Source organism: Pseudomonas sp. 05N433 (assembly GCF_056396925.1).
Window position 1 is genome coordinate 1 of the sequence record NZ_JBFTML010000010.1, and the last position, 15,079, is coordinate 15,079.

General features: G+C 59.3%; 14 protein-coding genes. 8 read left to right on the forward strand and 6 right to left on the reverse strand.

Translation table 11 applies throughout. The annotated features are described in order from the left end of the window. Positions 1-71 precede the first annotated feature (71 nt). Positions 72-677, forward strand: a complete 606-nt coding sequence (locus AC1DIS_RS06985) for a 5-formyltetrahydrofolate cyclo-ligase (protein WP_018927583.1) — start codon at positions 72-74, stop codon at positions 675-677. A 35-nt stretch (positions 678-712) separates the two neighbouring features. On the opposite strand, the gene AC1DIS_RS06990 is transcribed toward AC1DIS_RS06985, so the two are convergent. Then, positions 713-862 carry a hypothetical protein gene (locus AC1DIS_RS06990; protein WP_007899400.1) on the reverse strand — a complete coding sequence of 50 codons (150 nt, stop codon included), beginning with the start codon at positions 860-862 and terminating at the stop codon, positions 713-715. A 196-nt stretch (positions 863-1,058) separates the two neighbouring features. On the opposite strand from AC1DIS_RS06990, the gene AC1DIS_RS06995 reads away from it, so the two are divergent. The 4 genes from AC1DIS_RS06995 (at position 1,059) to AC1DIS_RS07010 (ending at position 6,441) form a co-directional block, all read left to right on the forward strand. Further along, positions 1,059-1,508, forward strand: coding sequence for an EVE domain-containing protein (locus tag AC1DIS_RS06995; RefSeq protein ID WP_064621039.1), 450 nt, complete (start codon positions 1,059-1,061; stop codon positions 1,506-1,508). A 129-nt stretch (positions 1,509-1,637) separates the two neighbouring features. Next, a complete protein-coding gene (locus AC1DIS_RS07000; protein ID WP_477780803.1) occupies positions 1,638-2,603 on the forward strand; it encodes an HlyD family secretion protein in 966 nt (321 codons plus the stop codon). Further along, entirely contained in the window at positions 2,600-5,323 is a 2,724-nt protein-coding gene (gene rbbA / locus AC1DIS_RS07005) for a ribosome-associated ATPase/putative transporter RbbA (RefSeq protein WP_477743601.1), read from the forward strand. Before AC1DIS_RS07000 ends, rbbA begins: the two co-directional genes overlap by 4 nt. After that, positions 5,323-6,441, forward strand: a complete 1,119-nt coding sequence (locus AC1DIS_RS07010) for an ABC transporter permease (RefSeq protein ID WP_018927578.1) — start codon at positions 5,323-5,325, stop codon at positions 6,439-6,441. The genes rbbA and AC1DIS_RS07010 overlap by 1 nt, the downstream gene beginning before the upstream one ends. 60 nt (positions 6,442-6,501) lie before the next feature. Here the strand turns inward: AC1DIS_RS07010 and AC1DIS_RS07015 are convergent, their stop codons facing one another. After that, complete coding sequence (locus AC1DIS_RS07015) at positions 6,502-6,909, reverse strand: flagellar basal body-associated protein FliL (protein WP_019580533.1); 408 nt, start codon at positions 6,907-6,909, stop codon at positions 6,502-6,504. 150 nt (positions 6,910-7,059) lie between these two features. Between AC1DIS_RS07015 and AC1DIS_RS07020 the strand changes: the two genes are divergently transcribed. After that, positions 7,060-8,037 carry an NADPH:quinone oxidoreductase family protein gene (locus AC1DIS_RS07020; RefSeq protein WP_018927576.1) on the forward strand — a complete coding sequence of 326 codons (978 nt, stop codon included), beginning with the start codon at positions 7,060-7,062 and terminating at the stop codon, positions 8,035-8,037. 203 nt (positions 8,038-8,240) lie between these two features. Then, complete coding sequence (gene glpT, locus AC1DIS_RS07025) at positions 8,241-9,590, forward strand: glycerol-3-phosphate transporter (RefSeq protein WP_018927575.1); 1,350 nt, start codon at positions 8,241-8,243, stop codon at positions 9,588-9,590. On the opposite strand, the gene AC1DIS_RS07030 is transcribed toward glpT, so the two are convergent. After that, positions 9,566-10,234 (reverse strand): gamma-glutamylcyclotransferase, encoded by a 669-nt coding sequence (locus AC1DIS_RS07030; protein ID WP_018927574.1) that lies wholly within the window; start codon positions 10,232-10,234, stop codon positions 9,566-9,568. The two genes, glpT and AC1DIS_RS07030, sit on opposite strands and share 25 nt — an antisense overlap. 385 nt (positions 10,235-10,619) lie before the next feature. On the opposite strand from AC1DIS_RS07030, the gene AC1DIS_RS07035 reads away from it, so the two are divergent. Then, on the forward strand, positions 10,620-11,063 hold the full coding sequence (locus AC1DIS_RS07035) for a hypothetical protein (protein ID WP_019580529.1): 444 nt from the start codon (positions 10,620-10,622) through the stop codon (positions 11,061-11,063). Positions 11,064-11,077: 14 nt separating this feature from the next. Here the strand turns inward: AC1DIS_RS07035 and AC1DIS_RS07040 are convergent, their stop codons facing one another. The 3 genes from AC1DIS_RS07040 to rho form a co-directional block, all read right to left on the reverse strand. Then, the gene (locus tag AC1DIS_RS07040; protein WP_018927572.1) at positions 11,078-12,046 is read right to left on the reverse strand and encodes a CDP-6-deoxy-delta-3,4-glucoseen reductase; all 969 of its coding nucleotides are present in this window, start codon (positions 12,044-12,046) and stop codon (positions 11,078-11,080) included. Then, on the reverse strand, positions 12,046-13,512 hold the full coding sequence (ubiD, locus tag AC1DIS_RS07045) for a 4-hydroxy-3-polyprenylbenzoate decarboxylase (protein ID WP_477780804.1): 1,467 nt from the start codon (positions 13,510-13,512) through the stop codon (positions 12,046-12,048). Before ubiD ends, AC1DIS_RS07040 begins: the two co-directional genes overlap by 1 nt. Positions 13,513-13,650: 138 nt before the next feature. Next, the gene (gene rho, locus AC1DIS_RS07050; RefSeq protein WP_007899384.1) at positions 13,651-14,910 is read right to left on the reverse strand and encodes a transcription termination factor Rho; all 1,260 of its coding nucleotides are present in this window, start codon (positions 14,908-14,910) and stop codon (positions 13,651-13,653) included. Positions 14,911-15,079: the final 169 nt, after the last annotated feature.

Consider the following 15,079-nt stretch of genomic DNA (forward strand, 5'->3'; position numbering starts at 1 on the left):
CCGGTTTTCATACCGGCATCGGCATGTTTACGGGTACGCTTTTAGTACTCGCACTTCTGAAGCCTGAATCCATGACCGAACCTGCGCTGCTGCCCCGACCGCAACTTCGACGCATGCTGCGCAAGGCCCGCCGCGCACTGACCCCCAGTCAGCAGCGCGAGGCCGCTCGCGGGCTGTATAAGCAATTGGCCCAGCACCCACTGTTCCGCCGCGCAAAACACATCTCCCTGTACCTGCCCACCGACGGTGAAATCGACCCGCGCCTGTTGATGCGTGCCGCGCAACGTCGGGGCAAGGCGACGTACCTGCCGGTACTCAGCGCCTGGCCGCGAACCAAAATGGTGTTCCAGCGGATTCGTCCCGGTGAAAAACTCAAACCCAACCGTTTCCGTATTCCAGAACCACGGGCCAATATCGCCCGGCAACGCAAGGTCTGGGCGCTGGATCTGGTGTTGCTGCCGCTGGTGGGGTTTGACGATGTCGGCGGACGCCTGGGTATGGGCGGCGGCTTCTACGACCGAAGCCTGGCGTACCTGGCGCGCCGAAAAAGCTGGCACAAGCCGACGCTGCTGGGCTTGGCCCATGAATGTCAGAAGGTTCAACGATTGGCTCAGGCGAGCTGGGATGTGCCGTTGCAGGGCACGGTCACTGACAAGGCGTGGTATTTCGCGGACTAGACGCCACTGATATCAGCGGCGTCCAAAAGACGGGCTCAGCGCTTGAAGGCCGACGGCTGTTGCTGCGCGATCTCGACGGGAGCATCGGTCTTGTTGGCCCACAGGCTTTGGGCGTAGCCGGTGGTCACGACGCCCAAACCGAACAAAATAACCAATATCCATAATAAATCCGGTTTGCGTTTCATCGATTGCCCCCCTCAAGGCACATCAACACGATGACAGCAGCGGTTTCCGTTTGTAGGCCGTGCAGCAGCGTCAAGCTAAGAAGGCCGGCATTTTGCGACAACGTGAACCGACACGCAAACGCTGGCGTCAACCGACTGTCGGTTTGTCATAAAATTGCCTGACCACTTGTCCACCCACCTCGCAAGGAGCAAAACCATGGCTTATTGGCTGATGAAATCCGAGCCCGACGAACTCTCCATCAAAGACCTGGAGAAGCTTGGGCGAGCGCGCTGGGACGGGGTTCGCAACTACCAGGCGCGCAATTTTTTACGGGCCATGGCAGTCGGCGACGAGTTTTTCTTCTATCACTCCAGCTGCCCTGAGCCAGGGATTGCCGGAGTCGGAAAGATCGTCGAGGCGGCGTATCCGGACCCGACGGCGCTGGAGCCCGAGAGTCATTACTTCGATCCGAAGGCCACTGCCGAGAAAAACGCCTGGAGCGCGATCGATGTCGCTCACGTCGAGACGTTTTCCAAGGTGCTTAAACTCGATTATCTGAAGCAGCAAACGGCACTCGCCGAGATGCCACTGGTGCAGAAAGGCTCGCGCCTGTCGGTAATGCCGGTGACAGCCGAGCAATGGGCAGTGGTGCTTAATCTGCGCTAAATACTGCGCTACAGCCTGTGACTCTGGCTTACCTTGCCAAACGGTCAGGCTTACCCCTCAGTTGACTGACATCAAGTCGCCCTAGCACTTTCCTGTCAGACTGGGACGCAATAGACGCAGGATGCAGACATGTCGACGCACAGCCGCTCTTCGCTTTTCTTCGTTTTTTTGCTGGGGGCTGTATTGCTGGCCGCCGGAGGGTTTGGTTATTGGCGGTCGACCGTTAACCRACTGCCCCAAGGGTTGTCTGTCGGCAATGGTCGACTTGAAGCCACTGAAGTGCAGATCGCCAGCAAAACACCCGGTCGATTGGCTGAAGTGCTGGTGGACGAAGGCGACAAGGTAACCCAGGGGCAACTGTTGGCCCGCATGGACACCCGTACCCTCGAAGCACAGCGCAACCAGGCTGAAGCCGAAGTGATACGCGCCCGGGAAAATCTTTCCGCGGCCCAGGCCAATGTGAAACTGCGCCAGAGCGAGCAACTGCTTGCCCAGCAAGAGCTCAAGCGCTCCCAGGCATTGTTCAATCGCGGTTTCGCCAGCGGCCAGATCATCGACCAACAGCAGTCACGCTTCGACACCGCCAACGCAGCTGTTACGGCGGCCCGCGCACAGGTGTCCGCCGTCGGCGCAGCCATTGGCGCTGCACAGGCGCAAGTGGYTCAGTTAAACAGTGAAATCGACGACAGCAGTTTGCGAGCCCCCATCGACGGGATAATTCAGCTTCGCATGGCCGAACCCGGGGAAGTGCTCGGCGCCGGAGGGCGAGTGTTGCTGCTGATTGACCCGAATGACCAATACATGAACCTCTACCTTGCAGCCTCCGTCGCCGGACGCCTGGCGGTCGGCGATGAAGCGCGGATCCTGCTGGACGCCCTGCCCGACCAGCCACTGCCGGCAAAAATCAGCTTCGTGGCGGCCAAATCGCAGTTCACACCCAAAGAAGTCGAGACTCGCGACGAACGTCAGAAACTGGTATTTCGGGTCAAGCTACGCCTGACCCGTCCCAGCGCCGTGCCCCAGGCCAAACCGGGGATGCCCGGCAATGGTTACGTGCGCACCGCTCCCATTGACTGGCCGGCCAATCTTCAATGACCGGCCTGGCACTGCATGCCACTCGCCTTCAGCACCGCTATGGCGAACGGCATGCACTGACCGACATCACGCTCAGTCTGCCCACTGGTACCCGGTGTGGGTTGATTGGCCCGGATGGCGCCGGCAAATCCAGCCTGCTGGGATTGATCGCCGGCGTGAAGACGCTACAGGAGGGCCAACTGGAAGTGCTCGGTGGCTCGATCCAGGACCGGCGCCACCGCAACAGCCTCTACTCGCGCATCGCGTTCATGCCTCAAGGTCTGGGCGGCAACCTGTACCCTGATCTGTCGATCCGCGAGAACATTCACTTCTTCGCCACGCTGTTCGGGCTGTCCGCGGCCGAAAGCGATCAGCGCATGCACAGCCTGCTGCTGGCCACCGATCTACTGCGATTTGCCGAACGCCCGGCCGGCAAGCTGTCGGGCGGAATGAAACAGAAGCTCGGACTCTGTTGCGCACTGATCCATGAGCCGGATTTGTTGATCCTCGATGAGCCGACCACTGGCGTCGACCCTTTGTCCCGACGGCATTTCTGGGAGTTGATCGATGATGTTCGGCGCCAACGCCCGCAACTGACGCTACTGGTCGCCACCGCGTACATGGAAGAGGCCGAACAGTTCGAACACTGCCTGATGCTCGATGACGGCAAGCTGATCGCCGCCGGTTTGAGCCGCGATCTGGCGGCGGTAACCCCCAGCGGCAAGCTCGATGAAGCCTTCACCCACTTTCAGGGTGACACCGGCCACGACAACCAGCCGCTAGTGATCCCTCCCCGAACCAATGCTACGGCCGACATCGCTATCCAAGCCCATGACCTGACCCTGCGCTTCGGCGATTTCACCGCTGTGGATAAAGTCAGCTTCGCCATCGGCCGCGGCGAGATCTTCGGGTTTCTGGGCTCCAACGGCTGCGGCAAAACCACCACCATGAAAGTGCTTACCGGACTGATTCCGGCCAGCGAAGGCAGTGCCATGCTGCTGGGCAACCCAGTGAACGCCAAGGATCTGGCCACCCGCAAGCGCGTCGGCTTCATGTCTCAGAGCTTCTCGCTCTATGGCGAACTCAGTGTCCGGCAGAACCTGGACCTGCACGCGCGACTGTTCGATCTGCCCCAGGCCGACAGCACTCAGCGCATCGACGAACTGATCCAGCGCTTCAGCCTAACCAGCGTCGCCCATCAGCCGTCCGGTGCATTGCCGCTGGGTCTGCGTCAACGATTATCCCTGGCGGTGGCGGTGCTGCATCGCCCGGAAGTGCTGATCCTCGACGAACCTACCTCCGGCGTCGACCCGGCGGCGCGGGACGATTTCTGGCGACTGCTGATCGAACTGTCCCGTGAACAGGACGTGACAATCTTCCTGTCCACCCATTTCATGAACGAAGCCCAGCGTTGCGACCGCATCTCATTGATGCACGCAGGCAAGGTTTTGGCCTGCGACACCCCGGCAGCACTGCAACAGCAGTTCAACGGCCAGACACTTGAGGCCGCGTTCGTCACCTGCCTGGAACAGGCCCAGAGCCCGGGCGCGACAGAGGCGCCACCAACGCCCATCGACACAACGCTCGCACCCACCCCATCAATGAAAGACCGTCGCTTCAGCTTTGGGCGACTGCGGGCATTGGCGAGCCGTGAAGGCAAGGAACTGCTGCGCGATAGAGTACGCCTGGCCTTCGCTCTGCTCGGGGCGATGCTCATGATGGTGATTTTCGGCTATGGCATTTCCCTGGACGTGGAGAAACTCGCCTTCGCGGTCTACGACCAGGACCAGACCCCGCAAAGCCGGGCTTATCTGGAGGCCTTCCGCGGCTCCCGTTACTTCGACGAACAACCCCCGATAAGCGATCCGGCGCAGTTGCATCGACGACTGCAACGCTCGGAAATCAAACTGGCGCTGGAGATTCCCCCCGGATTCGGTCGGGATCTGTTCGCCGGTCGCCAGCCTACGGTGGCGGCCTGGCTCGACGGCGGTATGCCGTTTCGCGCTGAAACCAGCCGCAACTATGTGGAAGCGGTACACCAGGCCAACCTGGAGCAACTGGCGGATCAGTCCAGTCCCGCACCATCCCGGCAAGCGCCAGCCAAACTGGAAACCCGTTTCCGCTACAACCAGGATGTCGTCAGCGTCAACGCCATCGGCCCTGGAGTGATGGCGCTGATCCTGGCGTTTATCCCGGCCATGCTGACTGCGCTGGGCATTGTGCGGGAGAAGGAACTGGGCTCGATCACCAACTTCTACGCCACACCGCTGACCCGCCTGGAGTTTCTGTTAGGTAAGCAGGTGCCGTATCTGGCCGTCAGTCTGATCAATCTCGCCGTGCTGACAGCCATGAACCGCTGGCTGTTCGGCGTCCCTTTCAAGGGCAGCGCATTGACCCTGGCCTTCGGCGGGTTGCTCTACGTGCTGGCGACCACCAGCATGGGCCTGTTGATTTCGGCGTTCACCCGAACCCAGATCGCCGCCATTCTCGGCACCATGATCATCACCAGCCTGCCGACCATCCAGTTTTCCGGTCTGATCGTGCCACGGTCGTCCCTTGATGGCGCCGCCGCGGTCATGGGGATGCTGTTTCCGGCAGGCTATTTTCTCGATATCGCTGTCGGCACCTTTACCAAGGCGCTGGATATCCGGCAGTTGTGGCCACAATGCCTGGCGCTGTTCGGGTTCTTTCTCGGGTTCACCGGGCTCAGCCTGGCCATGCTGAAAAAGCAGGAGGTCTGATGCATAAGCTCGCGCACATCCTGCGTCTTGGCCTCAAGGAACTCACCAGCCTGCGACATGACAGTGTGTTGCTGCTGTTCCTGTTTTACGCCTTTACAGTGGCGATCTACATGCCGGCCGCGGGCTCAGTGATCGGTGTGCACAACGCCAGTGTGGCCATGGTCGATGAAGATCACAGCCCCATGTCACGCCAACTGGCCCAGATTCTGCGGCCGCCGGAATTTCAACCACCGGTGCCGCTGCCTTATGGTCAACTGGACGAGGTGCTGGACAACGGGCGGTACACCTTCGTGATCAATGTTCCAGCCAATTTTCAGGCCGATCTGCTGGGCGGCCACCAGCCGGCGGTGCAGGTTAACGTCGACGCCACGGCCATGAGCCAGGCGTTCATGGGGGCAGGCTATATCGGGAGGATTTTCCAGCGCGAGCTGTTGACCTACAGTGGCCAGGGCGATGCGGCGAGCCAGACACCCGTGCGGCTGACAACACGAGCGCTGTTCAATACCAATCTGGAGGGTGGCTGGTTCCTGGCGGTGATTCAGATCGTCAACAACATCACGATCCTGGCCATCATCCTGACGGGCACGGCGCTGCTGCGTGAACGCGAACACGGCACTCTCGACCATTTGCTGGTGCTGCCGCTGACGGCACTGGAAATCATGCTGGCGAAAGTCTGGAGCAACATGCTGGTGGTGGTGCTGTGCACCTGGGTGTCGCTGGAAGTCATTGTCAAAGGCGCCCTTGGCGTGCCGCTGGCTGGCTCCATGAGCTTTTTCTTGCTGGTAACGGCGGTTTATCTGTTCGCCAGCACGGCGCTGGGGATATTCCTCGCGACCCTCGCCCGCTCGACACCGCAGTTCGGCTTGTTGGCGATTCCGGTGATTATCCCGATGTTGCTGCTTTCCGGGGGCAGTACGCCCCTCGACAGCATGCCGCAATGGCTGCAATGGGTGATGCAGGGCTCGCCATCGACGCACTTCGTCAGCCTCAGCGCCGCGATACTGTTTCGCGACGCCGGCATTGGCGTGGTCTGGCCGGACTTGCTGGCATTGAGCGCCATCGGCCTGCTGTTCTTTACCATTGCACTGCTGCGGTTTCGCAAAAGCCTAGCGTCCTGAAGGGCCGAGTCGCCCTTCGCAGGCAAGCCCGCGAAGGGGCCGCCCCAGACAACAAAAGCCTTACTGGATAATGAGGTTGTTGAACAACAGATCCTCAACCACCGGCTTGCCGGTTTCGTCGTTCATCACTTGCTGGGTCTGCTTCAAGGCTTCCTGACGCAGCTTTTCCTTGGCTTCGACGTTGTTCATGGTTTCAGTGGTCTGCTGGGCAAACAACGCCACCAGCTGATTGCGGATCAACGGCTCATTGGCCTTCACCGCCTTGGTCGCCTCGTCACCAGTCACCCGTAGCGCCACATCGGCCTTGTAGACCTTGAGCTTCGGCGTGCCATCCAACCCATAGTTGCCCACGAACGGCGGGCTCAGGGTGATGTAGTTGACCTTCGGGGCTTCACCTTCTTTGGCTTCTTCGGCCATCGCTGCCACAGGCAGAGACAGGGCCAGCATCAACATGATCCACGCTTTCACAATTCGCTCCTTATCCGGTTTGCGGCCTAGCATAACGACCCGCCGCTCAAGCACAAGCTTATGGCTGACTATCAGGGTCGGGCATGCTCGTTGACCCGTTAACTCACACACCTACACTTATCGGCCATCACTCCCAAAGGAATAGCCCTGATGAAAGCCGTGCTGTGCAAAGCCTTCGGCCCTGCCGAATCGCTGGTGCTGGAAGACGTCGCCAGTCCTGTTGCGAAGAAGAACGAAATCCTGCTGGACGTGCACGCGGCCGGGGTGAATTTCCCGGACACGCTGATCATCGAGGGCAAATACCAGTTCAAACCGCCCTTCCCGTTTTCACCGGGTGGCGAAGCGGCTGGCGTGGTCAGCGCGGTGGGGGAAAAGGTCAGCCACCTCAAGGTCGGTGACCGGGTCATGGCCCTGACTGGCTGGGGCAGTTTCGCCGAGCAGGTCGCGGTGCCGGGCTACAACGTGCTGCCGATCCCGCCATCGATGGACTTCAACACTGCCGCCGCTTTCAGCATGACCTACGGCACTTCGATGCACGCCCTCAAGCAACGAGGCAACCTGCAACCCGGCGAAACCTTGCTGGTGCTCGGCGCGTCCGGCGGCGTCGGCCTCGCCGCCGTGGAAATCGGCAAAGCCATGGGCGCCCGGGTGATCGCCGCCGCGAGCAGTGCGGAAAAACTCGCGGTGGCCAAAGCCGCCGGCGCCGATGAGCTGATCAACTACAGCGAAACCAGCCTCAAGGACGAAATCAAACGCCTGACCGACGGCCAGGGCGCCGACGTGATCTACGACCCGGTGGGCGGGGACCTGTTCGACCAGGCCATCCGCGCCATCGCCTGGAACGGTCGTCTTCTGGTGGTCGGTTTCGCCAGTGGACGTATCCCCGAACTGCCAGTGAACCTGGCACTGCTCAAAGGTGCTGCAGTGGTCGGCGTGTTCTGGGGCTCGTTTGCCCAGCGCCAACCACAGGACAACGCGGCGAACTTCCAGCAGTTGTTTCACTGGTTCGCCGAAGGCAAATTGAAGCCGCTGGTGTCGCAGGTGTATCCACTGAGCAATGCGGCGCAGGCGATCAATGATCTTGGCCAGCGCAAGGCGGTCGGAAAGGTGGTCGTGCAGGTTCGTTGATCGTTTTCAAGCCAGGTCGCAGCCTGCGACCTGGCTCCGTCATCCCTGTACCGACTCTCATTTATACCTGAGCGACATGTTCATAAAGGAACATGCAATCTCCAACATTTCCGCTGTTTTGCCGATGCGAACCGGTGCTATTTTCGGTAACGAAACTGTAACATTCGCATCCGCAGTCAAAACAAGAAATCTGGAGCTCTTGAATGTTTGCTTTCTTTCGTCCTGCCGCACATCAGGCTCCATTGCCTGAAGAAAAAATAGACAGCACCTACCGACGCCTTCGCTGGCAGATCTTCGCCGGGATTTTCATTGGCTATGCCGGTTACTACCTGCTGCGCAAGAACTTCACCCTGGCGTTCCCGGACCTGATCGCCCAAGGCTATACAAAAGGCCAACTGGGTGTGGCGATGTCGGCGATTGCAATCGCCTACGGCCTGTCCAAGTTTCTGATGGGCATCGTGTCCGACCGCTCCAACCCGCGTTACTTCCTGCCCTTTGGCCTGGTGGTGTCCGCCGCGGTGATGTTCGTTTTCGGTTTCGCACCTTGGGCCACCTCCAGCGTGACCATGATGTTCATCCTGCTGTTCATCAACGGCTGGGCGCAAGGCATGGGCTGGCCGCCGAGCGGGCGAACCATGGTGCATTGGTGGTCACAGAAAGAGCGTGGCGGCGTGGTTTCGGTCTGGAACACCGCGCATAACGTTGGCGGTGGCTTGATCGGCCCGCTGGCGATTCTCGGCATGGGCTGGTTCAACGACTGGCACAGCAAGTTCTACGTACCGGCTGCCGTGGCGCTGTTGGTCGCCGTGTTTGCCTTCATCGTGATGCGCGATACTCCGCAGTCGACGGGCCTGCCGCCGATTGAGAAGTACAAAAACGATTACCCGGAAGGCTACGACGCCAGTCACGAAGAGGAATTCAGCGCCAAGGACATCTTCGTCAAATACGTGCTGCGCAACAAAATGCTCTGGTTCATCGCACTGGCTAACGTTTTCGTCTACCTGCTGCGCTACGGCATTCTGGACTGGGCGCCGACCTACCTCAAAGAGGTCAAGCACTTCGACTTCGACAAGACCTCGTGGGCTTACTTCCTGTACGAGTGGGCGGGCATTCCCGGCACGCTGCTGTGCGGCTGGATGTCGGACAAGATCTTCCGTGGCAACCGTGGCCTGACCGGCATGGTGTTCATGGCGTTGGTGACCGTTGCGACGATCGTGTATTGGCTGAATCCACCGGGCAATCCGATGATCGACATGATCTCGCTGTTCGCCATCGGCTTCCTGATCTACGGCCCGGTGATGCTGGTCGGCCTGCAGGCGCTGGAACTGGTGCCGAAGAAGGCCGCGGGTACGGCGGCAGGCTTTACCGGCCTGTTCGGTTACTTGGGTGGTTCCGTCGCGGCCAGTGCCATGATGGGCTACACCGTGGACTATTTCGGCTGGAATGGCGGCTTCATTCTGTTGGTCGTTGCCTGCCTGCTGGCGATGGCGTTCCTGGCACCCACCCTGGGCCACAAAAACGTCGCCAGTCAGGGCCGCGAAGCGCTCGCCTGATCTGCCTTTGATTTACAGCGCTTGAGCCGCGCCTCCAGATTCCGGTCTGGCATGGCGTGGCTACGCAGGGCGTGGGCGGTCTGCTCGACATACTCGCGAGTAGTGCCATAGCGCCCGCAAGCGTTCTCGAATACTTGGCTCAGCACGTGATCCGGCAAGTTGCCGGCATAGCTGGGCAGGTGCCGCTCCAATACAAATCCCAATGCCTGAACCTGGTTTCCGTTTTCAAGACGGCAGTTGAGCCAGTGTGGACGATAGGAAGGGAATGGCATCTCGCGCTGCCAGAGTGCATAAAGTGAAGCCTCGAGTTGTTCTTCGGGCAAACGATAGGCGAACCCGCTGCACGAACCACCGCGATCCAGGCCAAATACCAGCCCCGGCACTTCCGGCGTGCCGCGATGCTCGTGGGACCACAGGTACAAACCGCGATGGTAGCCATGCACCCGGCCGCGCACCCGCTCAACCGCCGCACATTCAGGCCGCCAGATCAGCGAACCATACGCGAATAACCAGACCGGCCCACCCTTGTGGCGCGCCATGGTCGACTGCATCGAACTGAGCAATTGTTCGTGTGTAAGCTGCGGCCCCAGATCGAGCCGCGGAGGGTAAGCCAGATTCAAAAAAGCAGATTCAATGGCGCTCATGGCAATAAAATTTTGGCCCAGCAATTATTACAAAATATAAACAACTTTCACTTCATAGAACATATAGCAGTAATACTAAAACGAAAAGTACTAAGCGCCCTATGACCTTGCGCCCCCTATAAAAAATCCAATACTGAAGCTGGAGGGCTTGGCGATATACCCTAATATCATTTAAGAGAATTCTTAAATACCAGAACGAAATATACATAAGCATTCGGCGCGTCTAGGATAAAGCTCACCTAGGAGAAAATGCCTACAAACCCTTCGGATTTACCGCCTACCCATTGCAGCTTTACGTCGCGTATAACGGCCACCCAAAGACGCAAACCAAACTGCCTCAAAGGCCTGAACAATGAAAACACCATGGATTTACGGGTTACTTCTAATGCTCACGGCGCAGCACTCGCTGGCCGAGGACACCTCTGCGAAAGACACCGGCTCCTGGTATTTGCAGGCCAGCGTCTATACCAGACACTTCTCCCCCGACTCCGACCACAATAACAATCAGGACCTCATCGGTCTTGAGCGCGAGCAAGCGTCCGGTTGGTTGTTTGGTGGCGCAACTTTTCGCAACTCGTTCAGCCAGCGTTCATATTATGCGTATGCGGGCAAACGCTACGAGAGTGCTGACTATCCCGTGTACATAAAACTCACCGGTGGTCTGTTGCAAGGTTATAGCGGCAAGTCTCAGGACAAGATCCCTCTGAATCACTTCGGGGTCGCGCCGGTGATCATTCCTTCAGTCGGGGCACACTACGGACCATTGGCAGCCGAGCTGGTGTTGCTCGGCTTCAATGCCGCCATGGTGACAACCGGGGTGCGCTTCTAGAACGGTTCACGCACCTATGATCGCGGGGCGTAAGCAAATACATCGGCACGCATTTGATGGGCATCCATCCCCGCTTCGACCAAAGCATCGAGCGTGCCATAGACCATGGCTGGAGAGCCGCTGGCATAGACGTGCAGTGCTTTCAGATCAGGGAAATCTTCACACACCGCCTCATGCAACATGCCGCAACGCCCCTGCCAACCACATTGATCGCTGACGACTTTATGCAGGAACAGATTGGGCAGCTTCAGCCATTCATCCCAATGTTCGATCTCATAAAAGTCTTCGGGACGACGTACGCCCCAATACAGGTGCACCGGATGCTTGAAGCCCGTGGCGCGGCAATGTTCGATCAGGCTGTGAATCTGGCCCATGCCGGTACCGGCAGCAATCAGTACGAGAGGACCGTTCGGCAGTTCCGCCAGATGGGTGTCGCCGAACGGCATCTCGATCCGCACCATCGGGTTGCGCTGGAGCTGTTCGATCAGGCTCAGCGCGCTGCTTTCGCGCGCCAGCACATGAATTTCCAGGTCGCGGCCGGAATGCGGTGCAGAGGCCAGGGAAAAAGCGGATTTCTCGCCACTCTCACGCTCGATCATCAGGTACTGGCCGGCGTGATAGCGCGGCGGCTTGCCCGCTGGCGCACGCAGACGCACGCGCCAGGTATCGCCACCGACGTCCCTGCATTCAATGACCTGACACGACACGCTGCGCACCGGCAGTTCTCCCAGCGCGAGCACGCCATCCCACAACACGATGCAGTCTTCCAGCGGCTCTGCAATGCAAGTGTAGAACTCGCCATGGTCGCGCACATCGCCAGCCTGTTCGACCCGCCCTTCCACCAGCAATGCGCCGCACACATGGCAATTGCCGTTACGACAGCTTTGCGGGCATTCATAGCCCAGGCGCCGCGCGCCATCGAGAATCCGCTCGCCGGGCAGAATCTCAAGCACTGCTCCGGAGGGCTGCAAGGTTACACGCATCAATCTATTCCTAACTGATTCCAGATGGCATCGATCCGTTGGGTAACGGCTTCATCCTTGACGATGACCCGGCCCCACTCACGGGTGGTTTCGCCTGGCCATTTATGCGTGGCATCGAGCCCCATCTTCGAACCCAGGCCGGAGACCGGCGAGGCGAAGTCCAGGTAGTCGATCGGCGTGTTATCGATCATCACCGTGTCGCGCTTGGGGTCCATGCGCGTGGTAATGGCCCAGATCACGTCGTTCCAGTCCCGTGCGTTGATATCGTCGTCGGTGACGATAACGAACTTGGTGTACATGAACTGTCGCAAAAACGACCAGACACCGAGCATTACCCGCTTGGCGTGACCGGGATACGACTTCTTCATGGTCACGATGGCCATGCGGTACGAGCAGCCTTCGGGTGGCAGGTAGAAGTCTGTGATCTCCGGGAATTGCTTCTGCAGGATCGGTACGAACACTTCGTTCAGCGCCACACCGAGAATCGCCGGCTCATCCGGCGGACGGCCGGTGTAGGTGCTGTGGTAGATCGGCTTGATCCGATGGGTGATGCGCTCGACGGTGAACACCGGGAAGCTGTCGACTTCGTTGTAGTAGCCGGTGTGGTCGCCGTACGGACCTTCATCGGCCATTTCGCCCGGATGAATCACGCCTTCGAGGATGATTTCGGCCGTGGCCGGTACTTGCAGGTCGTTGCCGCGGCATTTCACCAGTTCGGTGCGATTGCCCCGCAGCAGACCGGCGAAAGCGTATTCGGAGAGGCTGTCCGGCACCGGCGTCACGGCGCCAAGAATGGTGGCCGGGTCAGCGCCCAGCGCCACGGACACCGGGAACGGCTGGCCGGGGTGTTTTTCGCACCATTCGCGGTAATCCAGCGCGCCGCCACGGTGGCTTAACCAGCGCATGATCACCTTGTTGCGACCGATCACCTGTTGACGGTAAATGCCGAGGTTCTGGCGATCCTTGTTCGGACCTTTGGTGACAGTCAGGCCCCAGGTGATCAGCGGGCCGACATCGCCTGGCCAGCAGGTCTGCACCGGCAACATCGCGAGGTCGACATCGTCGCCTTCGATGACCACTTCCTGGYACACCGCGTCCTTGACGACTTTCGGCGCCATCGAGATGATCTTGCGAAAGATCGGCAGCTTGGACCAGGCGTCCTTCAAACCTTTCGGCGGCTCGGGCTCCTTGAGGAACGCCAGCAACTTGCCGATTTCGCGCAACTCGCTCACCGCCTCTGCGCCCATGCCCAGCGCCACGCGCTCAGGCGTACCGAACAGATTGCCGAGCACAGGGATGTCATAACCCGTGGGCTTTTCGAAAAGCAGGGCCGGGCCTTTGGCGCGCAATGTGCGGTCGCAGACCTCGGTCATTTCGAGCACTGGGGACACCGGAACCTGGATGCGCTTGAGTTCGCCGCGCTGTTCCAGACCGCTGATAAAGTCGCGCAAGTCGCGATACTGCATGCGTGAGCCTCGTTTTGGCCGTGGCGTTCGGGGGTGGCAGTTTAGCGCCGAACCCCTCAGTTCAGAACCACGAACTGCCGTTGATCAAAAATCAGATAGCAAAAAGCCGGGTTTCCCCGGCTTTTTGGCCTGTTCGATTTACTTGCGTTTCATCGACAGGAAGAACTCGTCGTTGGTCTTGGTCTGTTTCAGCTTGTCGACCAGGAACTCGATGGCAGAGACTTCATCCATCGGGTGCAGCAGTTTGCGTAGGATCCACATACGCTGCAGTTCGTCGTCGGCTGTCAGCAACTCTTCGCGGCGAGTACCGGAGCGGTTGATGTTGATGGCCGGGAACACACGTTTTTCGGCGATCTTGCGATCCAGAGGCAGTTCCATGTTGCCGGTGCCTTTGAATTCTTCGTAGATCACTTCGTCCATCTTCGAACCGGTTTCAACCAGCGCGGTAGCGATGATGGTCAACGAGCCGCCTTCTTCGATGTTCCGTGCAGCACCGAAGAAACGTTTCGGTTTCTCCAGGGCGTGGGCATCGACACCACCGGTCAGCACCTTGCCGGAGCTCGGGATCACGGTGTTGTAGGCACGCGCCAGACGGGTGATGGAGTCGAGCAGAATCACCACGTCCTTCTTGTGCTCGACCAGACGCTTGGCCTTCTCGATCACCATTTCAGCAACCTGCACGTGGCGGGTTGGCGGCTCGTCGAACGTCGAGGCAACCACTTCGCCGCGCACGGTGCGCTGCATTTCGGTCACTTCTTCCGGACGCTCGTCGATCAACAGCACGATCAGGTGAACTTCAGGATTGTTACGCGCGATGTTTGCCGCGATGTTCTGCAGCATGATCGTTTTACCGGCTTTCGGCGGAGCAACGATCAGGCCGCGCTGGCCTTTGCCGATCGGGGCGCACAGGTCGATGACACGACCGGTCAAGTCTTCGGTGGAACCGTTACCGGCTTCCATCTTCATGCGCACGGTCGGGAACAGCGGGGTCAGGTTCTCGAAGAGAATCTTGTTTTTCGCGTTCTCGGGACGATCGTAGTTGATCGTGTCGACCTTGAGCAGCGCGAAATACCGCTCGCCTTCCTTCGGAGGACGGATCTTGCCAACGATGGTGTCACCGGTGCGCAAGTTGAAGCGACGGATCTGGCTCGGCGAGACGTAGATATCGTCCGGGCCGGCGAGATAGGAAGCGTCAGCGGAGCGCAGGAAGCCGAAGCCGTCCTGGAGAATCTCCAGCACGCCATCACCGGAGATTTCCTCGCCGCTTTTAGCGTGCTTTTTGAGCAGGGAGAAAATCACGTCCTGCTTGCGCGAACGGGCCATATTTTCTATGCCCATCTGTTCGGCCAATTCGAGCAGTTCGGTAATCGGCTTTTGCTTGAGTTCAGTCAGATTCATATAGGAATGACGTAATCATTTATGGAGGGGGGAAATTAAGCTTTTGGCTTAATGAGGCCGCGCCGCAGAGAAGGCGACAGGATCGCGTACTTATTCGAAAAGGAGTGCGTCGGCGACGGCTAGCAGGGGGCAGTGGAGAAACCAGTGCGGGGCCGAATGTACCACCTGA